Annotated in this window: 17 protein-coding genes; all 17 read left to right on the plus strand. The window is 65.5% G+C overall.

Translation table 11 applies throughout. The annotated features are described in order from the left end of the window. The first annotated feature begins 193 nt into the window (after positions 1-193). Entirely contained in the window at positions 194-892 is a 699-nt protein-coding gene (locus ACP7DE_RS20430; protein WP_426073789.1) for an ABC transporter ATP-binding protein, read from the plus strand. Continuing rightward, entirely contained in the window at positions 889-2394 is a 1506-nt protein-coding gene (locus tag ACP7DE_RS20435) for an ExeA family protein (protein ID WP_426073790.1), read from the plus strand. Before ACP7DE_RS20430 ends, ACP7DE_RS20435 begins: the two co-directional genes overlap by 4 nt. A gap of 107 nt (positions 2395-2501) precedes the next feature. Next, positions 2502-4475 carry a type II secretion system protein GspD gene (locus ACP7DE_RS20440; RefSeq protein WP_426073791.1) on the plus strand — a complete coding sequence of 658 codons (1974 nt, stop codon included), beginning with the start codon at positions 2502-2504 and terminating at the stop codon, positions 4473-4475. Then, complete coding sequence (locus tag ACP7DE_RS20445) at positions 4472-5878, plus strand: tetratricopeptide repeat protein (protein WP_426073792.1); 1407 nt, start codon at positions 4472-4474, stop codon at positions 5876-5878. Before ACP7DE_RS20440 ends, ACP7DE_RS20445 begins: the two co-directional genes overlap by 4 nt. A 13-nt stretch (positions 5879-5891) precedes the next feature. Next, positions 5892-7595 (plus strand): GspE/PulE family protein, encoded by a 1704-nt coding sequence (locus ACP7DE_RS20450; RefSeq protein WP_426073793.1) that lies wholly within the window; start codon positions 5892-5894, stop codon positions 7593-7595. Further along, entirely contained in the window at positions 7595-8800 is a 1206-nt protein-coding gene (locus ACP7DE_RS20455) for a type II secretion system F family protein (RefSeq protein ID WP_426073794.1), read from the plus strand. Before ACP7DE_RS20450 ends, ACP7DE_RS20455 begins: the two co-directional genes overlap by 1 nt. A gap of 7 nt (positions 8801-8807) precedes the next feature. Continuing rightward, complete coding sequence (locus ACP7DE_RS20460) at positions 8808-10373, plus strand: hypothetical protein (protein ID WP_426073795.1); 1566 nt, start codon at positions 8808-8810, stop codon at positions 10371-10373. Next, positions 10370-11053, plus strand: coding sequence for a hypothetical protein (locus ACP7DE_RS20465; RefSeq protein ID WP_426073796.1), 684 nt, complete (start codon positions 10370-10372; stop codon positions 11051-11053). The genes ACP7DE_RS20460 and ACP7DE_RS20465 overlap by 4 nt, the downstream gene beginning before the upstream one ends. Further along, entirely contained in the window at positions 11050-11517 is a 468-nt protein-coding gene (locus ACP7DE_RS20470; protein WP_426073797.1) for a hypothetical protein, read from the plus strand. The genes ACP7DE_RS20465 and ACP7DE_RS20470 overlap by 4 nt, the downstream gene beginning before the upstream one ends. Beyond that, positions 11514-12236, plus strand: coding sequence for a hypothetical protein (locus tag ACP7DE_RS20475; protein ID WP_426073798.1), 723 nt, complete (start codon positions 11514-11516; stop codon positions 12234-12236). The genes ACP7DE_RS20470 and ACP7DE_RS20475 overlap by 4 nt, the downstream gene beginning before the upstream one ends. Further along, positions 12233-12949 carry a type II secretion system protein gene (locus ACP7DE_RS20480; protein ID WP_426073799.1) on the plus strand — a complete coding sequence of 239 codons (717 nt, stop codon included), beginning with the start codon at positions 12233-12235 and terminating at the stop codon, positions 12947-12949. Before ACP7DE_RS20475 ends, ACP7DE_RS20480 begins: the two co-directional genes overlap by 4 nt. Before the next feature lie 11 nt (positions 12950-12960). Continuing rightward, the gene (locus tag ACP7DE_RS20485) at positions 12961-13734 is read left to right on the plus strand and encodes an ABC transporter permease subunit (protein ID WP_426073800.1); all 774 of its coding nucleotides are present in this window, start codon (positions 12961-12963) and stop codon (positions 13732-13734) included. Beyond that, complete coding sequence (locus ACP7DE_RS20490) at positions 13734-14492, plus strand: hypothetical protein (protein ID WP_426073801.1); 759 nt, start codon at positions 13734-13736, stop codon at positions 14490-14492. Before ACP7DE_RS20485 ends, ACP7DE_RS20490 begins: the two co-directional genes overlap by 1 nt. An 86-nt stretch (positions 14493-14578) precedes the next feature. After that, positions 14579-15151 (plus strand): prepilin-type N-terminal cleavage/methylation domain-containing protein, encoded by a 573-nt coding sequence (locus ACP7DE_RS20495; protein WP_426073802.1) that lies wholly within the window; start codon positions 14579-14581, stop codon positions 15149-15151. Between the two features lie 27 nt (positions 15152-15178). Beyond that, a complete protein-coding gene (locus ACP7DE_RS20500) occupies positions 15179-15544 on the plus strand; it encodes a YgiW/YdeI family stress tolerance OB fold protein (protein ID WP_426073803.1) in 366 nt (121 codons plus the stop codon). 266 nt (positions 15545-15810) lie between these two features. Further along, positions 15811-20295, plus strand: coding sequence for a PAS domain-containing protein (locus ACP7DE_RS20505; protein WP_426073804.1), 4485 nt, complete (start codon positions 15811-15813; stop codon positions 20293-20295). After that, positions 20292-21215: a diguanylate cyclase domain-containing protein gene (locus tag ACP7DE_RS20510; protein ID WP_426073805.1), complete on the plus strand. Its 924-nt coding sequence runs from the start codon at positions 20292-20294 to the stop codon at positions 21213-21215. The genes ACP7DE_RS20505 and ACP7DE_RS20510 overlap by 4 nt, the downstream gene beginning before the upstream one ends. The last annotated feature ends 23 nt before the right edge of the window (positions 21216-21238 follow it).

Consider the following 21238-nt stretch of genomic DNA (forward strand, 5'->3'; position numbering starts at 1 on the left):
CGCGGGGCTATTTTATTCCAGAACCTGTTGTTTCTTAAAGAAAATACATTCCGTGGCTTGATTTTCGCGCATTTCAACACTCTGCAAGGAAACACTTGCCGCCCACCTGCGCCCACGGCAATAATGGTGGTCGTACGCCGTCTTGCCTGCCGACTATTACCCTATGAACGTTTGCGCCATCGAGTTTCACAACGTGCATCTGCAATTGGCGGGCAGCGCCGTGCTGCGCGGCGTCGACCTGCAGGTACGCGCGGGGGAATTGTTCGGCCTGGTCGGTGTAAATGGCGCGGGCAAGACTTCCCTACTGAAATGCCTGCTCGACTTCTGCACGCCCGAGCGAGGCGAGATCGCCATTTTCGGCCAGCCGCACCGGCACGGCGCGGCACGCCAGCCCTTGTCCTTTCTGCCGGAACGTTTCCAGGCGCCCTATTACCTGACAGGCGACGACTTTCTGCGCTATCTGTCGCGCCTGCACAATGTGCGTCCCGATGCGCAAGCGCTGCGGCAAGTCCTGGGCGCACTGGACCTGGCGCCGGACGCCTTGCTGCGCCCCGCGCGCGACTATTCGAAAGGCATGATGCAGAAACTGGGGCTGGCCGCTTGCTTGCTGTCGGGCAAGCCGCAACTGCTGCTGGACGAGCCGATGAGCGGACTCGACCCGAAGGCGCGCGCGCAGTTCAAGCAAGTGCTGCGGCAGGCGCGCGCGCAAGGTCGCGGCGCCCTGCTCACCTCGCATGCGCTGGCCGATGTGGAAGAATTGTGCGACCGCATGGCCATTTTGCATGGGGGCCGCATCGTGTTTACAGGCACGCCCGCCGAATGCCGCGCGCGCCATGGCGGTGTGGCGGGCGCCAGCCTGGAACAGGCTTTCCTCAATTGCATCGCTGCATGAACGCCGACACGCACGCCACGCTACAGGCGCCGTCCGAGCGGCCTTACGCACCATCCCCGCACGGCATGTACCTGCGCCATTTCGGCTTGCGCACGGCGCCCTTCGGCATTACCCCGGACCCGGCCTTCTTTTATACGGGCAATACACGGGGCGCCCTGCTCGATGCGCTGCTATATGCCGTCACGCAAGGCGAAGGCATCATCAAGCTGACGGGCGAAGTGGGCAGCGGCAAGACCATGCTGTGCCGCATGCTGGCCGAACGCCTGCCGCCCCAGGTGGACGTGCTGTACCTGCTCAATCCCCGATTGGAACCGGACGAAGTCCTGCACGCCATCGCCGCCGAACTGGGCCTCGAACTGGACGGCTGCCGCGCCGATGCCGTGCTGCGCGCCCTGCATGGCGAGCTGATCGCCCGGCATGCGGCCGGGCGCCAGGTGGTGCTGCTGGCCGAAGAGGCGCAAGCCATGCCGGGCCCCACCCTGGAAGCACTGCGTCTGCTGACGAACCTGGAAACAGCCAGCCACAAGCTGCTGCAAATCGTGCTGTTTGGCCAGCCGGAATTGCAGCACACCCTGGACTTGCCCCAGTTCCGCCAGTTAAAGGAACGCATCACCCACAGTTTTACCGTGCCATGCCTGCCGCAGGCCTTGTTGAACGATTATCTGGCGTGCCGCCTGGCCGCCGCCGGCCGCATGGCGCCGCTCGTTTTCACCCCGGCCGCGCTGCGCCTGCTGGCGCGCGCCGCGCAAGGCATCGTGCGCAGGATCAACATCCTGGCCGACAAAGCCTTGCTGGCCGCGTATGCGGACGATGCGCAGCAAGTGAGCGCGCACCATGTGCGCCTGGCCATCGCCGACAGCCCCTTCTACCGCGCCCCATGGCACGCAGGCAAGCTGCTGGCGGGGGCCTTGAGCGCGCTGATGCTGGTACTGGCCGCTGCGCTGCTGTGGCAATGGCTGGCAAGCAGCCAGGGCCAGACAGCGGCGGAGATGGCGCCGGCTTCGAGCCCCCCGTCCAGCACTATCGCGCACGCCGATGCTCGGACGGCAGCACCGTCAACGCTGCTCGACAGCAAGCTGGCCGAATCGCGCGACTGGCTGGCACAGCAAGGGCCGCAGCAACTGGTGCTGCAGATCGCCAGCCTGCCAGCCAGCGAGACGGCCGCGGCAGAAACATTTTTGCAGCAGGCGCAGCAAGCCATCGGCCTGCGCGACATCCATGTCTTTCGCCTGCCTGGCGCATTTCCGAAAAATATCGCGCCAAATACGCCGCCCGGTACTCTGTCCGAAGCGCGGCAGGCGACGCCACCGCAGGCACCCAGCGGCGGCGTCGCGCGCCTGGCGATCGTCTACGGCAGCTTTGCCGACCGGGCCAGCGCCGAAGCCGTTTGGGCCAGACTGGCCCAGGCGTCGCCACAGAAAATATTGCTGAGCGACATAAACAGTATCCGCACGGAAATGAAAGCCTTGGCTACGGCAAAAACGGGACGTGGTACACCCTGACTTTATTTCTGCATATTGCCTCCCAAGCCTGCACAGCCGATTGCTTTTAGGCCATCATGCTGGGTAAAATTACAAAAGCACAACACGACTCCAAGGGCGAACTTTTCATGAATCAACACCCTATTCCTGTGCTGGCCTCTTGGGTCGCCTTCGCCTGCAGCACCCTGCTGGCCGGCTGCGCCGCGCATCAAACGCCGCTGTCGCCGAGCCACATCAATGCACCGCCCCGCCCCGCCGGCGCGATTCCCGAACCAGTACAGCAAAGCAGTGCGCTGGCAGCCCCCCTGCCGGCGCCCAAAGTGGAAACCTACAGCGTCACCGTGCACAAGGTGCCCGTGCAATCGCTGCTGTTTGCGCTGGCGCGCGACGCCGGCATGAATATCGACATCCATCCGCAGATCGAGGGCAGCGTCACCCTGAATGCGCTGAACCAGACCCTGCCGCAACTGCTGTCGCGTATCGGCAAGCAAGTCGATATGCGCTACGAAATCGATGGCAAGAACCTGACGGTGCTGCCCGACGCGCCCGTGTGGCGCAATTACAAGGTCGATTACGTCAACATCGCGCGCAGCACCAACAGTAGCGTGAATATTGCCACGCAAATTTCTACGGCCGGCGGTGGCGGTGGCAACACCAGCAACCCTGTCGGCAACACGCAAGGCAGCGGCGGCAATGGCAATAACAATTCGACCACCCTGGTGGTGAATCGTTCGGAAAATAATTTCTGGTATAGCCTGGAAAAAAATATCCGCGACCTGCTGCGCGAGACCACGCTCAACGACGTGCAGGTGGACCCACTGGCGCAGCTGAACCAGCAATTGACGAACGTGTCCGGCCAGCAGGGGCTGCAAGGACAGCCTGGCCAGCCGCAGAACCAGGCTGGCAATGTCCCCGCGACGGGCGCGGCGGGCCAGTACGGCGCCCAGCCGCCAATGCAGAATGGCGGACAGTATGGCACCCAATATGCGCCGGCACCGGGCCAGCAGGTGGCCAGCCAGAACGCCAATCCTGGCCAGCCGCTGGACGTGAACGGCATGCCGCTGTTGAAACTGGCCAACAAGGGCAGCCCCTCGTCGGTCGTCGTCAACGTGGAGGGCGGGCTGATCGCCGTGCGGGCCACGGGGCGCCAGCATGAAAAGATTGCCGCATTCCTCGGCGCGGTCGTGCACAGCGCCAAGCGGCAAGTGCTGATCGAGGCGACCATCATCGAAGTGCGCCTGAGCAATGAATACCAGCAAGGCATCAACTGGTCGCGCCTGACGGGCAGCCTGCAGCTGCGCCAGGGGCAAGTGGGCACGGCAGCCCTGTCCAGCGGCGTCACGCCCAACGCCACGCCTGGCATTTTCCTGCTCAATTATCTGAAAGACAGTTTTTCCACCACCATCCAGTTGCTCGAATCGTTCGGCAAGGTGAAAGTGCTATCCAGCCCGAAGATCAGCGTGCTCAACAATCAGACGGCCATGCTGAAGGTAGTCGACAACAATGTCTTCTTTACCATCAAGGTGACGCCCGCCGTGATCAGCTCGACCGGCACCATCACCACGCCGGCCACGTATGAATCGAAACTGGAAACGGTGCCTGTCGGCTTCGTCATGAGCGTCACGCCGCAGATTTCCGACAGCGATGAAGTGACCTTGAACGTGCGCCCCACCATTACGCGCATCGTGGGCTACGTGCAAGATCCGAATCCGGCACTGGCCACGGCGAATGTGCAAAGCCGCGTGCCCGTGATCCAGGCGCGCGAGCTGGAATCGATCATGAAAGTGGGCAATGGCCAGATCGCCGTGATGGGCGGCCTGATGCAAGATTCCCTCGATAACGCCAGGGATGGCGTGCCGGGCCTGTCCAGCCTGCCTTTGGTGGGCAATTTGTTTACCTATCGCAATGAGGCGAGCAGCAAGACGGAGCTGGTGATCTTCATGCGCCCCGTAGTGGTCAAAGATGCCAGCGTCGATGGCGATTACCGCGACTACCGCTACCTGCTGCCCGGCCAGGCGCCGCTCAACAGCCAGCCGTACACGGATGGCCCGCCAGCGGCACCCGTTCAGCCGCAGGCGCGACTGCAGGGAGACTTCCCATGAGCTTGCTGATGCAGGCGCTCAAGAAGGCCGAGCGCGCCAAGCAGAACAGCCTTGCCGACGAGGAACTGGAAAAGCCGTCCGAAGCCTACGACCAGGTGCTGGAACTGGCACCGGCCGACGCCCTGCCGCTGCGTCCCGTGCCTGCCGCACCACCCGTGCAGCCTGCCAGCACCTTGAGCCTGGAACCGCTGCCGGATGCACCCGCGCCGCCCGCGCCCAGTGGCGCCCAGCCGGGTTCACAGCCAGGCTTACAGTCAAACCCGCAGCCAGGCCCGCCTGCCGAGCCGCCGCGTGCGCGCCCGGAACCGCCACCCGCCCGGCCACGCGCCAGCCGCAGCAATACGCCACCGAAAGGCCCCACGGGGCCCATCAGCGTCGACCCGGCCACCGTGCGAATGGCTGTACTGCTGGCGATCCTGCTGCTGGTGGCCGCTTCCATGGCATATTGGTACTGGCGCGCCAGCACCAGCCCGGGCGCGGGCGCCAATCTGCCCGGCGTGCCCATGCCGCTGACGGATGCCCCGGGCACGGCCGGTGGCGCCGCTCCCATCGTAGTGGTGTCGGCAACGGGGGCGACGCAGCCCGATGCTCCGCCCGCACCCGCCGCCTTGCCGCCGGACTACCCGCGCGACGCGCGCCAGCAAGCGGGTGCGGTGGAACAGCAGGCAAGAAACCAGCAGGCCATGATCCAGGCGGCGGCACAGGCCGCCGTGGCAGCGCAGCTGGCGCACATGGCGCCGCCCGCGCCCGCCAGCCTGCCGCCCGTGGCCGCGCCCGAGAATAGCCAGATCCAGGTGCAGCGCAGCGTTGCCGCGCTGCAAATCAACCCCGGCGTGCAGCAAGCCTACCAGGCCTTCAACGGGGGCCAGCTGGGTCTTGCTCGACAGCAATATGAAACCGTGCTGCGGCAGGATGCGAATAACCGCGACGCGTTGCTGGGCCTGGCGGCCGTGGCCCTGCGCGAAAACCAGGGCGCGCAGGCGGCAGCGCTGTACCTACGTTTGCTGGAAATCAATCCCGACGATGGCGAGGCGCTGGCCGGCCTGATCGGCCTGCGCCAGGGCGACGTGGTGCAGAGCGAGGCAAAACTGAAAGCCATCCTGGCGCGCACGCCCGACAGCGCCCCCGTGCTGTTTGCACTGGGCAACGTGTATGCCAAGCAACGCCGCTGGAACGAAGCGCAGCAGCAATTTTTCCGCGCCTACGGCGCCGCGCCCGGCAATCCCGACTATGCCTTCAACCTGGCCGTGGGCCTGGACCGGCTGAACCAGCCCAGGCTGGCCGCCACGTATTACCAGCGCGCATTGACCCTGGCGCAAACCACGCCCGCCGCATTCGACCGGGCCGTGGTACAAACGCGTCTGCGCGACTTGGCCGAGCCGGCCATCATCACACCCCGTTAGGAATAAGCACTACATGGCAGAACAGGCAAAACTTCCGCTGGGCAAGTTGCTGATCCAGAAAGGCGTGATCAGCGAAGACCAGTTGCGCATCGCCCTGATCGAGCAGCGGCGCAGCAGCGAACCGCTGGGCAAGCTGCTCATCACCTTGGGCTTCGTCACGGAAGCGACCGTGCGCGAGGCGCTCAGCGAAAACCTGAAACAGGTCAGCGCGGACCTGGCGAGCCTGGTGGTCGACGCCATCGCCTTGAAACTGATCCCGAAAGACGTGGCCAAGCGCTACCGCGTGTTTCCCATCGTGTATGAACGGCAAGCCGACAACCTGATACTGGCCATGGCCGACACCAGCAACATCGTCGCGCTCGATCAAATCAGCGCCATGCTGGTCAAGGGCATCACGATATCCACCGTGCTGGTCAACGAATCGGACATTTCACGCGCCATCGACCAGTACTATGGCTTCGAACTGTCGATCGACGGCATTTTGCACGAAATCGAAACGGGCGAAGTCAGCTATCAAAGCATGGCCTCGCCGTCGGACGAATACAGCCAGCCCATGGTGCGCCTGATCGACGCACTGCTGGCCGACGCCGTGCAGAATGGCGCCTCGGACATCCATTTCGAGCCGGAACAGTCGTTCCTGCGCATCCGCTACCGCATCGACGGCATCCTGCGGCAAATCCGCAGCCTGCACAAATCGTACTGGCCGGCCATGGCCGTGCGCCTGAAGGTGATGTCGAATATGAATATCGCCGAGGCGCGCGCGCCGCAGGATGGGCGCATCAGCATCAAGTTTTCCGGGCGGCAAATCGACTTCCGCGCCTCGGCGCAGCCCACCACGCATGGCGAAAACGTCGTGCTGCGCGTGCTGGACCGGCAAAAAGGCATCGTCCCGCTGGACGCCCTGGGCCTGGCCGAGGCGGAACTCAACTTGCTCAAATTAATGATCGCGCGCCCCGACGGCGTGATCCTCGTGACGGGCCCGACGGGCAGCGGCAAGACCACCACCCTGTATTCGATACTCAACCATATCAATACGGAAAGCGTCAACATCATGACACTGGAGGACCCGGTCGAGTATCCGATGAACATGATACGCCAGACCTCCGTCAACGAATCGGTCAAGCTGGGCTTTGCCGACGGCATCCGCTCGATGATGCGGCAAGACCCGGACATCATCCTGGTGGGCGAGATCCGCGACCGCGAAACGGCGGAAATGGCCTTTGCCGCCGCCATGACGGGCCACCAGGTGTATTCCACCCTGCATACAAGCTCGGCCATCGGTTCCGTCGCGCGCCTGCTCGACATCGGCATCCTGCCCGACATCATGGCCGGCAACATCATCGGCATCGTGGCGCAGCGCCTGGTGCGCCGTTTGTGTCCGCACTGCAAGGAAACGACGGTCGCCGACGACGTCGAGCGCCGCCTGCTGGGCTTGACGGCGGACGATGCGCCCGTGTCCATCTGCCGCGCTGTCGGCTGCGAGCGCTGCGTGCACCAGGGCTACAAGGGCCGGCTGGCCATCATGGAAATCCTCAAGATGACGGCCGAACTCGATGAATTGACGGCGCGCCGCGCGAGTAGCCGCGAATTGAAGAACGCGGCGCGCGCGGCCGGCTTCAAGGGCATCGTCGACGATGGCATGCGCCGCGTGCTGGAAGGCGTGACGACCCTGGAAGAAGTGGGCCGCGTGGTCGACCTGACGGAAAGGCTGGCCTGATGGCGCAATATGTCTACCGCGCCATGGATGCCGCCGGCGCCCTGATTCCCGGCAGCATGGAGGCGGCCAACGTGCCGGACCTGGAAGCGCGTTTGCACCGCATGCAACTCGACTTGATCGATTGCAAAATCACGGGCCAGTATCTGGTGCTGCTGGGCAAGCGCATCATCCACCGCCGCGACCTGATCAATTTCTGCTTCCACATGGAACAATTGACGGGCGCCGGCGTGCCCATCCTGGAAGGCTTGAACGACTTGCGCGAAAGCACGGATCACCCGCGCCTGCGCGAAGTCGTCACGGATCTCATTGAAAGCATCGAAGGCGGCCTGCCGCTGTCGGGCGCGCTGGCCCAGCATGGCGACATCTTCGACGCCACATTCACCAGCCTGATCCTGGCGGGCGAACAAAGCGGCAGGATCGCCGAGGTGTTCAAGAACCTGTCGGAAAGTTTAAAATGGCAGGACGAGCTGGCCTCGCAGACGCGCAAGATCATCATGTACCCCGTCATCGTGGCTATCGTCGTGGCGGCCGTGACGTTTTTCCTGATGATTTACCTCGTGCCACAGCTGACGGCCTTCATTAGCAACATGGGCGGCGAGCTGCCGCTGCATACGCGCGTGCTCATTGCCGTATCGAATGTCTTCATCGCCTACTGGTATCTGCTGCTGGCCTTGCCCGTGCTGCTGTTCTTCGGCCTGCGCGCCCTGATCCGCCGCAGCGAGGCGGCCCGTTATGCCTGGGATGGCTTGAAACTGCGGCTGTGGCTGGTCGGGCCAGTGCTGCACAAGATCATCCTGGCCCGCTTCGCCACGTTTTTTGCCCTGATGTATGCTTCCGGCATCACCATACTGGAATGCATGCGCCTGTCCGAAGGCATCGCCGGTAACCAGGTGGTGGCGGCCGGCCTGCGCCGCGCCGCCCAGCTGATCAGCGAGGGCTACGGCGTCACCGCCGCCTTCCAGCACACGGGCATCTTTCCGCCGCTGGTGATCCGCATGCTGAAGGTGGGCGAAGCAACGGGTTCGCTGGACACGGCCTTGCGCAATGTCAGTTACTTTTACAACCGCGAAGTGAAGGAATTGATCGAAAAAGTGCAGGCCATGATTGAGCCGGCCATGACGGTCATCCTGGGCCTGCTGCTGGGCTGGATCATGTTGTCGGTGCTGGGGCCGATTTACGACACTATCAGCACAATCAAGATCTGAGGCCGCCGTGTTCCGCAAACAATTACTCTACATTACCAGCGACGCCCTGTGCGCCTACGACTGGGACCACGGCGTGCTGGGCCAGGGCCAGACCTTCCCCGCCAGCGCAACCGGGCTGGACGACTTCGCCGCGTGGCTGGAAGATACGCAGGCACAGCGGTCAGGCGTGCCCGCCTACCTGCTGACGGATCTGATCGAGGAAGATTTCCAGCGCCAGCTGCTGCCCCACGTGCGCGGCAAGGCGGGCCGGGCGCTGCTGGAGCGGCGCAAGCAGCAATTGCACCGCGATACGCCCTACCGGGGCAGCACCCTGCTGGGCCGTGAAAGCACCGGCCGCCACGACGACCAGGTGCTGTTCTTTGCGCTGACCAACCCCACCTTGCTGCAGCCGTGGACGGAGGCGCTTGAGCACTTGCGCGTGCCCGTGGCCGGCATCTACTCAACCAGCCTGCTGAGTATTGCCCTGGTGAAAAAGCTGTCGATCGCGCACGAACACCTGCTGCTGGTGACGCAGCAATCGGGCGGCTTGCGGCAAAGCTATTATGAAAAGGGCCAGCTGCGCTTTTCGCGCCAGACCCTGGCCATCGCGCTCGACGGCGTGGCCGTGAATATTGCGCTGGAAACGGAAAAGACGCGGCAATTTCTCACCAGCACGCGCATGCTGGCGCGCGGCGACATGCTCAATACCGTCATCCTGGCGCCGGCAGCGCAGATCGCCAAGCTCGAACTGCTGTGCGACAACGGTGTCGAAGTGGCTTATCACTTCATCGACCTGCAGCAGGCCGGCGAACGGGTAGGCTTGCGCCAGACGCCGGCGCTGGCCGACGAATTGCTGCTGACCTTGCTGGGCAAGCATCCGCCGCCCAGCCATTATCCGCCTGGTGCGCTGGCCCGCTATTACCACTTCCAGCGCGCGCGCAACACGCTGTACGGCGCCAGCGCGCTGATCGGTGGGTCGGCCGCGCTGTGGTGCGCGATTAACTTGCTCGGCGGCATAGCCGACGGGGCCGCCACCCAGCGCCTGGCGCAGGAAACGGCGTCCTACCAGGAGCGCTACCGCATCGTCATGTCGGCGCAGCCGCCGGCGCCAGCCAAGACGCAAAACATGAAAGTGGCCGTGACCCTGGGCCAGATGATCGCCAGCCAGGCGCCGGAGCCGGGCCGGCTGCTGGGCATGCTGAGCGCCGCGCTGGACCAGGCGCCGCAGGTTGCGCTCAGCCAGCTGCATTGGCATGCGGGACGGGCGCCCGCGCGCGCCGCCAGCGGCCAGCCACCGCAGCAGCAGCAGGGTGCTAGTGCGCCGCCCCGCAGCGCCCTGGCCGGCATCCCTGTCGCGCCGCCGCAGGCGCTGCGCCTGGAAGCGGACGTGGCCATGCCGAACAATGACTACCGCGCCGCACTGGCCGCCATCACGGCCTTTGCGCAAACCCTGGCGCGCCAGCCGGGCATGCAGGTGACGATAGCGGAAACGCCGCTCGACCTGCGTCCCAGCGTGACCCTGTCCGGCAAGAGCGCCGCGCCGGCACCGGACAGCCAGGCCCGCTTTACCCTCTTGCTCGCGTGGCAGCCATGAGCGGCCCCGTCAAGCAAGCGCCCCTGCCCGGCATGCAGCGAACCGGCACGCCCACGCGTACCCTGCCCGCCTGGCTGGGCGAACTGCACCTGGTGCGCAACGCCCTGCTGTGCTTTGCGCTGACCCTGCTGGTCAGCCTGGTGCTGCTCAGCCTGAGCGCCGCCTATCGCATGCGCGAAGCGCAACAGTTGTACCTGGCCCAGCATACGCGCACGGCAGCGGCCACCCTGTTCAACCACGCGGAAGCGGAAAAGCAGGAAATCCGCGCCTACGAACCGCAATTTTTAGCCTTGCGCCAGCGCGGCCTGATCGGCGAGGAAAACCGCCTGGGTTGGATCGACGCCATCCGCCGCAGCCAGGAACAGCGCAAATTATTGCCGATCAGCTATGACATCAGCCCGCAGCAAGGGCTGCAAGTGCCGTTGCCCATGGTGATGGGGCAATATCATCTGCACGGCAGCCGCATGCGCCTGCAGATGGATTTGCTGCATGAGATGGATTTGCTGAACCTGTTGGACGATTTGCGCCAGGCCGGCTATTTCGCCGTGCAGGATTGCACGCTCAAGCGCCAGGCAGCGGCCGGCGGCGGCAGTGGAGGGACGCCCACGCTGGGCGCCGAATGCGAGCTGCTATGGCTGACCTTGGGCAGCATGGCCGTGCCCGAACTGGAGCGGCCATGAAGTACACCCTCATCCTTCGCGCCATCCTCCTGCGCGCGAACCTCCTGCGCGCCCTCGTCCTGTGCGCACTGCTGGCCGGCAGCGCGCTCACGGCCCGCGCCCAGACACCGCAGCTGGGGCGATTGTTCCTGTCGCCCGAGCAGCGCGCCCAGATCGATGCGCAGCGCTACGGGCCGCCGGCGGCCGATCCCGCCCTGGCACCGCCCCCGCCGCCGCCATCGCCGCCACCCGCCCCGCCCGTGGAATTGAATGGCGTGGTGCTGCGCAGCAGCGGCCGCTCCACCGTCTGGCTGAACCAGGAAGCGCAGAACGAGCCGCACAACCGTCTCGCGCGCGACAAGTCCGGCGCAGCCGGCACCCTGACCTTGCGCCTGTCGACGGGCCAGGTGGTGCTGCTGAAACCTGGCCAGCGCTACGACCCGGCCAGCGGCACGGTCACCGAGGCACAGGAGACACAGCCATGACGCCACGACAGCCACATCGCCAGCGCGGCGCGGCCCTGCTCCTGCTGGTGGCAGTGCTGGGCCTGGGGGCGGCCAGCCTTTTGATCAGCGCCTTCGGCCGCAAGTCGGGCGAGGCCGAACGCCAGCAGCGCACCCTGGCCACCCTGGCGCAGGCGCGCGAAGCCTTGCTGGGCTTTGCCGCCACGCAAGGCCGCCTGCCCCGTCCGGCCGCCTCCGCCCTCGACGGGCGCGAGCGGGCCGCCGACTGCACCGACGACGCCGAGTGCAGCGGCTTCCTGCCGTGGGTGGCGCTGGGCGTGGCGGGCAGTGACGCTTGGGGCAAGCTGCTGCGCTACAGCGTCACGCCGGAAATGGCGCGCGCACCCATCGTCTCGTTTTCCGCCGTCGCCAACCGCGTCGTGCTGGGCCGCGACCGCCGCGGCGAATTCGCCTTCGTGGCGGGCCAGGCACTGTGCGACGTCAGCGCCCAATGCCTGCCTGTCGTGCTGTTTTCGCAGGGCAAGGATCATCACGGCACGGCCGCCAGCGGCGTGACGCAGATCAATACGGCACGCGACAATGTCGATGAAGCGGCCAACGACAGCGCCAGCCGCAGCTTCATTGCCCGCCCCGCCACCGACAATGCCGCGCTGCCGGGCGGCACCTTTGACGACATGCTCACCTGGATCACCTTGCCCACCCTGTACCAACGCATGCGCGCCGCGCGCAACCTGCCATGAGCGCACGCCCTCTGCCGTACCGCCGCCAGCGCGGCTTTTCCCTGATCGAGATCGCCATCGTGCTGGTCATCGTCGGCCTGATGATAGGCGGTCTGGTCACACCGTTGACGGTGCAGCTGGAGCAGCGCAAGGTGGCCGAGACGCAACAGGCGCTCAATGAAGCGAAGGAGGCGCTGACGGGCTACGCGCTGCGCTACGGCTACCTGCCGTGTCCCGCCATTTCCGCCGGCAATGGCCTGGAAGACCGGCGCGGCGTCCGCTGCAATGGTGAAAAACGCGCCGGTTTCCTGCCGTGGGCCACGCTGGGGCTGCGTCAAGGCGACAGCTGGAACAATCTGTTCCGCTACAGCGTGACGCCGGCCTTCAGCGACAGCGGCCAGCTCTTCAGCCTTTCCACGCCGCGCGACATCAGCATCGTCACGCGCAATGGCGGCGCGTTGTTGCAGGCGACGGCGCTGAACGACATCCCCGCCATGATCATGTCCCAAGGCAAGAACGGCTTTGGCGCCACAAGCGTGCAGGGCCAGCGCCAGGCTGTGCCTTTCGGCAACAATGTCGACGAGCGCAACAATGCATCGAACGCCACCACCTTCATCAGCCGCGCCGCCAGCGGCCCGCAGCAGCCAGGCGGCGAGTTCGACGACCTGGTTACCTGGCTGTCGCCGAATATCCTGTTCAACCGCATGGTAGCGGCCCAAAGGCTGCCCCGCTGATGCAGATACCCATGTCGATGCTCCGGCCCGCCCTCACCATCGCCCGCTACACGCTGCTCGAAGCGCTGCGCAGCCGCCTGCTGTGGCTATTCGTGCTGGCCGCCTGCGGCGCCGCCGCCCTGGCCGGCTTCCTGCAGCAACTGGCGCTGACGGAAAGCGGCGCCGTGCAGGCAGCGCTGCTGGCGGCCACCCTGCGCCTGGTCAGCGTCTTCCTGCTGGCCACGTTCATCATCACCAGTATGGCGCGCGAAGCGGCCGAGCGGGGCCTTGAATTGCTGCTGGCCCTGCCCATGCCGCGCGCGGCCTACCTGTTGGGCAAACTGCTGGGCTACGCAGCGCTGGCGGCCGTGCCCGCCTTGCTGTTCGGCCTGTTGATGGCGCTGTTCGCCGCACCCGCGCACAGCGCGCTGTGGGCGCTGTCACTGCTGGGAGAACTATGGATCGTCGCCGCCTTCAGCCTGCTGTGCGCGGCCAGCCTGCAACAGGCCCTGCCCGCGCTTGCCGCTACCGGCGGCTTCTATGTGCTGGCGCGCATGCTGGGCAGCCTGCAACTGCTGGCGCACGGCGCGCAGGCGGGCGACTCCTGGCTGCAGCGGGCCACGGCCGGCGCCATCGACGTGCTGGCCCTGCTCTTGCCCCGCCTCGACGCCTTTACGCGCACCGATTGGCTGCTGTACGCGACCGGCGACTGGCAAGCCCTGGGCCGCGTGGCGGCGCAGACAGCCATCTATGTCGGCTTGCTGGCCAGCTGCGCGCTGTGCGACTTTTACCGCCGCAACATCTGATGGCCAGCGCCCAGCGCCCCTGGTCGAGCGTGCCGCGCCCCCTGTGCTGGCTGCTGGCCGCATGTCTGCTGCTGCAGCTGGGCTGGCGCCTGGCGCTGCAGCACGCTCCCACCCAGGCGCAGCCCCTGCCTGCGCCGCCGCCAGCGGCCGTGGCGCGCTTGGCCAGCCTGGGCGAGCCGCTGGCGATGTCGAAGGCCATGCTGCTGTACCTGCAATCGTTCGAAGACCAACCCGGCGTCAGCCTGCCGTGGCGCCAGCTCGATTATGACCGCCTGGCCGGCTGGCTGGACACGACGCAAACGCTCGATCCGCGCAGCCAGTACGCGCTGGTGGCCGCCAGTACAGTGTATGCGGGCGTGGCCGATCCACAGCGCGCGCGGCGCATGCTGGCCTTTGTCGCCGCCAGCTTTGCCGCCGACCCGGACCGTCGCTGGCCCGCCATGGCGCAGGCGGTGCTGGCGGCCAAGCACCAGTTGCACGACCTGCCGCTGGCCCTGTCGTATGCGCGCGAGTTGCGCCAGCTGGCGACGGGGCCGCAGGTGCCAGCCTGGGTGCGCGAGATGGAAGCATTCATCCTGGAAGACATGGACCAGCTCGACAGCGCCCGCCTGGTGATCGGCGGCCTGATCGCCAGCGGCCAGATCACCGACCCGCACGAGCTGGCTTTCCTGGCGCGCCGGCTCGACGAACTTGCCAAGCAACTTGCCAAGCAACTTGCCAACCCACTTGCCGCAAAGAAAGCAAAGGTGGCGCCATGACCCGCCGCCCGAAATGCCATGCGCCCGATAACATTTGCAGTAAACTGCCATACCAAGCCCCAGCACTCTTTTCCAAGGAAATCCCCATGCCTCCACGTCGCCAGCACGGCTTTACACTCGTAGAAATCGCCATCGTCCTGGTCATTATCGGCCTGCTGCTCGGTGGCGTGCTCAAGGGGCAAGGCTTGATCGACAGCGCCAAGGTGAAAAACATCATCCAGCAATCGAATGCGCTGACGGCCGCCGTCAACGCCTACCAAGACAAATTCCGCGCCCTGCCCGGCGATGATATCCAGGGCACCGTGCACGTGCCCAACTCGGCCGGCAACGGCAATGGCGACGGCCAGATCGGCGACGGCCAGCCGCGCGAATTCACCTTGGCGCCGCAACACCTGGCGCTGGGCGGCTTCATCACGGGTTCCTACAACGGCACCTCGCAATTCATGACCAGCGCCCAGGGCGGCGCCGTCTACCTGTACAACGATGAAGTGGGCGGCCGCGCCGGCAATGGCATCCGTTTCGACAACTTGCCCGAGAGCTACGCCGAGCAGATCGACAGCAAGCTCGACGATGGCGTGGCGAGCACGGGCAGCGTGCGGGCGAACATGCCATATGGCAATGCCGGTGCTATCATCGCCCGCACCGCCGTCTTTTTCTGAGCCGCCAGTCACTATCAAAGGAATACCATGTCACTGCACCGCACACTCATCGTCTCCCTGGCCGCCGCCAGTGCCTTGCTGGGCGGCAGCGCGCAAGCCCAATACGTGGGGCCGACGGCCGGCCCGATCGCGCCCAGCAGCGTGGCTGCGATCCTGAAAAATCCCGTCGACGACCAGGCCGTCGTGCTGCGCGGCCACCTGCTGCGCAAAGTGGGCAAGGAGAAATACACCTTCTCCGACGGCACGGCGGAAATCCGCGTGGACATCGATGACAAGGTCTTCCTGAACCGCAAGATCGATGCCAGGACCCAGGTGGAAATCCGTGGCGAAGTGGAAAAAGACTTTATGGAAAGTCCGGAAATCGATGTCGATGTGCTGACCGTCGTCCCGTAAGCTTCCTTTGCCATCCCGCCGCCATGGCGGGATGCGCACCTCGCCCGCCTGCCATCAGCGCAACGCAGCACGACACTGCATCTGTATTCCTTGCACAAGCTTTTTCCCACTCCAGAAACTAGGCTTGTCAGAGCAATCAATTTCGTCTAGCATCTTTTCATTCAAGGTCAGCCAGCGCCAGCGTGAGCCTGCCTGTCGACTCATCCATTCTGGGAGCTTTCCGGGTGCAAGATTTGCCTTCGATACGCTCACGAATTTCATGGCTGGTGTTCGCCTGGGTCATTCCGACGGCGCTGGTGTTTCTCCTGCTCGTGGTGCAAAGCTACACGCGCGAACGCGACCATGTCGTCAGCGAAACGGCGCAGGCGGCACGGGCAGTCGCCGCCACCGTCGAACGCGACCTGAGCGGCGCCCAGATGGCCGCGCGCATTTTCGCTGCCTCGCCCGCCCTGCAAGCCGACGACATCGGCGCCCTGCGCATCCTGGCCGACAGCCTGTTGCAGCCGGGCCTGGCCGTCAGTGCCTTCATCGTCTCTGATGCCAAGGGACGCCAGTTGATCAATACGGCCCTGCGCGCCAACCTGGCGCCGCCCCCCTTGCCGCAAAAATGGGCCGCCAGCATGCAGCGCGCGCGAGAGTACGGCAAGCCGCGGCTGACCAGCCTGCTGATGGCGCCGGACGACGTGCCACGGCTGGCCCTGAACCAACCCTTGCCGCGTGACAAAGGTCCCGCGTATGTGCTGACGGCGCTGTACCCGCCCGACTACCTGCCCGTGCTGCTGCGCGAGCTGCACCTGCCGGCCTACCTGGGCGCGGTCATCATCAATGCCGACGGCATCAACGTGGCGCGCACCCTGGCGCCACAGCGCTATGTGGGCCAGCGCAGCGCGGCGCCCCTGCTGGAACAGATACGCCAGGCGCGCGAAGGCGTGCTGCGCCATGCCACTCTGGAAGGCCTGGAGGTGTATACGGGCTTTCGCCGCGCCCCCGACGACAGCTGGACCGTGGCCGTCACGATGCGCACCAGCACGGTGGCCGAAGCCCTGCTGGGCTCGGTAGTCACGGGCTCGGTCGTCCTGGCCCTGCTGCTGGGTGCCGGCTTTGCCCTGGCCTGGCGCGTGGGCGGCCGCCTGGCCCGCACCTTGCAGGAACTGACCTTGCAGATCCACGCGCTGGCGCAGGGCAAACCCTTGCTTTCGAACAAGCACGCGGACCGCGAATCGGCCGACATGGCCAGCGCCCTGGGGATGCTGGAACGCGACTTGCGGCGCCACCGCACGCAGCTCGAAAGCCTGGTAGCCGAACGCACGCTGGCCCTGGAAAAATCCACGCGCCTGCTGGAAACCGTGTATGCGACGGCACCCATCGGCATGCTGTTCGTGGGCCTGGACCTGCGCATCGTCATGCTCAACCACTATCTGGCCGCCATCAACGGGGGCAGCGTGACGCAGCATCTTGGCCGTCCCGTGGGCACCATGCTGTTCGACGACGCCGTGCGCGCAGACGTGGAGCGCTGCGTGCGCCAGGTGATCGAGACGGGCATGCCCATCGTCGATATCGAATTGAAAGGCCACAGCGGGCAGCAGCGCGAACAGCTGAGCCACTGGATCGTCTCGTATCACCCGATTTTCGGCCCGGACCAGCAGTTGCTGGGCGTATCGGGCCTGTGGCTGGACGTCAGCGAGCGCAAGCGCAGCGAAGCGGAATTTCGCCGCTCGAAACATCTGTTCGGCACCATCATCGAAAACCTCCCGGCCATGGTCTTCGTCAAGCGCGCCGACAAGCTGAGCTTTGAAATGATCAACCGCCATGCGGAACTGACCCTGGGGCGCTCGCGCGAGCAATTGCTGGGCAAGACCGACCACGACTTCTTCCCGCCGCAGCAGGCGGCCGCCTTCGTCAGCGCCGACCGCAAGCTGCTGGCCACGGGACAGATGGTGGAAATCGAACAGGAAGCGATCAACACCGCCGACGGCAGCACGCGCCACTTCACCACGCGCAAGGTGGTCTTGCGCGACGATGCGGGGCGTGCCAGCCACGTGCTGGGGGTATCGATCGATATCACGGAGCGCAAGCGCGCCACCGAGGTGCTGCACGCCACCACCTGGCGCCTTGAGCAAAGCGAGCGCTTCATCCGCACTGTCACCGACAACCTGCCCGGCATGGTGTCGTACTGGGACGCCGACTTGCGTTGCCGCTTTGCCAATAAATTCTATAACGAATGGTTTGGCCGCAGCAGCGCCGAGCTGGCCGGCATCCACATGCGCGAATTGCTGGGGCAGGAACTGTTCGACGTGTATGCGCCCCATGTCGAGGGCGTGCTGGCGGGCCGGCCGCAAAGCTTCGAGCGCGACCTGCTCGATCCCGCCGGCCAGGTGTGCCACACGTGGACCAACTACATCCCCGACATCGACGACGGCGGCGGCGTGCGCGGCTTCTTCGTGCTGGCCTCGGACGTGTCTGAACTCAAGCGCACGGAATTGCGCCTGCACGACCTCAACGAGCAAATGGTGCGCGCGCGCGACAAGGCCGAGGCGGCCAGCACCGCGAAGAGCGAATTCGTCGCCAACATGAGTCATGAAATCCGCACGCCGATGAATGCCATCATCGGCCTGGCGCGCCTGCTGGAAGAGTCACCGCTGGAACGGCGCGAGCGCAGCTATGTCGGCAAGATCCAGATGGCCACGCAGTCGCTGCTCAATATCGTCAATGACGTGCTCGATTTTTCCAAGATCGAGGCGGGACAGATGGTGCTGGAACAGCGCCGCTTTCAGCTCGAACGCATGCTGAGCAGTGTCGGCGTGCTACTGGCCAGCAGCGCCTGGGCGCGCGGCGTGGAGCCCATATTCGTGCTCGACCCCGGCGTGCCGGACGAACTGATCGGCGATGCCCTGCGCGTGGAGCAGATCCTCATCAACCTGGTGGGTAATGCTATCAAATTCACCTCGCATGGCGAAGTGGTGCTGGCCATCGCCAAGGTGGCCGAGGATGCGACCGGCGCGACGCTCGAGTTTTCCGTGCGCGACACGGGTATCGGCATCGGCGCGGCCGAGCAGGAACGCATCTTCGACGCGTTTTCCCAGGGCGACAGCGGCACCAGCCGCAAATACGGCGGCACGGGACTGGGACTGGCCATCTGCCGGCGCATGGTGGAATTGATGGGGGGCAAACTCAGCGTGACAAGCGCGCTGGGCGAGGGTTCCAACTTCCGCTTCTGCTGCCGCTTCGACAAGGTGGTACCACCGCCCGAGCCGCCGGGCAAGAGCGCCTCCAAGGCCCTGTCGCTGCTGATCATCGACGACAATGCCAGCGTGCGCGCCATGCTGGAAGACTGGTGCGCGGCGCAGGGCTGGCACAGCCGCAGCGCCGACAGCGGCGCGGCCGGACTGGCGCTGCTGCGCGCCCACGCCAGTGGCGGGCCGGTGGCGGACCTGGTACTGCTCGACGCGGCGATGCCCGGCATGGATGGCATTTCCATGCTCACCGAGGCACGCGCCGATGACTACCTGGCGCTGCCGCCGGTGATCATGCTGGTGGCCGACCAGGACAGCGAAAACCTCGAACGCATGGCCGACAGCCTGATGCTGGCCGGCATCGTTTCGAAACCGGCCACCCCGGCGCGCCTGCTGGCGGCCGTGACGGCCGTGCGCGAAGGCCGCAGCGTCCCTTCCGCGCCGCCCGTCTCCACGCCCCTGTCGGGCTTGCTGGAAGGCATGCGCGTGCTGCTGGTGGAAGACAATGAAATCAACCAGGAAGTGGCGCAGTACATTTTGCTGCACTCGGGCGCGCGCGTGGCCGTGGCCACCAACGGCCGTCTGGCCGTCGACTTGCTGACACAAACCCCGCAGGCCTGGGATGTGGTGCTGATGGATTTGCAGATGCCCGTCATGAATGGCTATGACGCCACCCTGGCCATCCGCGCACTGGGCTTGCCGGACCTGCCCATCATCGCCATGACGGCCAATGCCATGGACGAAGACCGCCTGCGCGCCATCGCCAGCGGCATGAATGCGCACGTGGCAAAGCCCATCGATGTCGACGACATGATCCAGACCCTGACCCGGCTGGTGCCGGCACCGCTGGGCGACGGCGACGGCGACAGCGCCGTCCGGGCCGGTCATGCCGTCGCGCCCGTGCCGGAGGTGCCGGCGGCGGTGCCCGGCATCGACCTGGCTGCGGCCCTGCAACGCTTCGGCGGCGATTACGGCGCCTTCCTGGCCCTGCTCAAGCGCTTTGAAAATTCGCAAGGCGACGCCGTCGAGGAAACCCGGCGCCTGCTGGCCGATGGTCAGACGCGGCACGCAGCGCAACTGCTGCACCGCGTGTGCGGCGTGGCGGCCAACTTGGGCGCCGCGCATGTCGCCAGCCTGGCCGGCAAGGCGGAAAAGGCACTGAAAGAAGGCCGCGCGCACGCTGTCGCAGCCTTTCTGGTACAGCTGGAACTGGCGATGATCGAAGTCATCGAGGCGGCACGCACCCTGCCCTCGCCCTCGTCCTTGCGGCGCGGGCAGCCGGCGCAGGCCGCGCCCGGCAGCGTAACGCTCGACCTGCGCGCCGGCCTGGCCGAGCTGCTCGTCCTGATCCGCAACAATAATCTGAAGGCGCTGGCGCAATTCCACGCCCTGCACCCCGCCATCCAACAGTCAGACCAGGAAGCGGCCCTGGCGATGGCAAACGCGATCGAGACATTACATTTTTCCGAAGCGGAAAAACTCGTGCTCGATCAGCTGAAACGAGAGGAAAACAAGTGAGCTGGACCAACCTTGCCATGAACGGGCGCATCCTCATCGTCGATGACGCCATGGAAAACATCCAGATCCTGCACCAGCTGCTACGCGAGGAACATGAGGTGCTGTTCGCCCTGAGCGGAGAGAAAGCGCTGGAAATTGCACATAATCAACTGCCCGACCTGATCCTGCTCGACGCCGTCATGCCCGGCATGGATGGCTATGCCGTGTGCAATGCGCTGCGCCAATCGGCCATCCTGAGCGCCATTCCCGTCATCTTCGTCACGGCCCTGAACCAGCCCGAAGACGAGACACGGGCGCTGGAAGCGGGCGCCGTCGATTTCATCACGAAGCCGTTCAACGCGGCCGTCGTGCGGGCCCGCGTGCGCAGCCAGCTGACCATCAAGCGCCAGGCCGACGCCATGCGCGAACTGTCGCTGACGGATTCGCTGACGGGCGTGGCCAACCGCCGCAGCTTCAACGACACCATGGACAGCGAATGGCGACGCTGCGCGCGCGATGGCGTGCCGATGGCCCTCATCATGGCCGATATCGACCACTTCAAGGATTACAACGACACATATGGCCACCAGGCCGGCGACCTGTGCCTGCAACAGGTGAGTGCCGCCCTGCGCCGCTGCGCCGTGCGCCCGCCCGACCTGCTGGCGCGCTACGGCGGCGAGGAATTCATCATCCTGCTACCGCAGGAAACGCGCGAAGGGGCCGAAGTGGTGGCCCAGCGCGTCCTCGATGAAGTACGCGCCCTGCACATCGCGCATGCCAGGTCCAGCGTCGGCCCGCAGGTCACCGTCAGCCTGGGCGTGGCCAGCGCCATGCCCACCGAAGGCATGGACCCCAGCGCCCTGATCCGTGCCGCCGACGCCCTGCTGTACCGCGCCAAGCATACGGGGCGGGACAGGTATTGCGCGTCGGAGGGGGAGTGAGATTGATTAGTGAGATTGATTAT

The organism is Janthinobacterium sp. DSP2-3-3 (assembly GCF_049897325.1).
Taxonomy (GTDB): Bacteria; Pseudomonadota; Gammaproteobacteria; order Burkholderiales; family Burkholderiaceae_D; genus Janthinobacterium.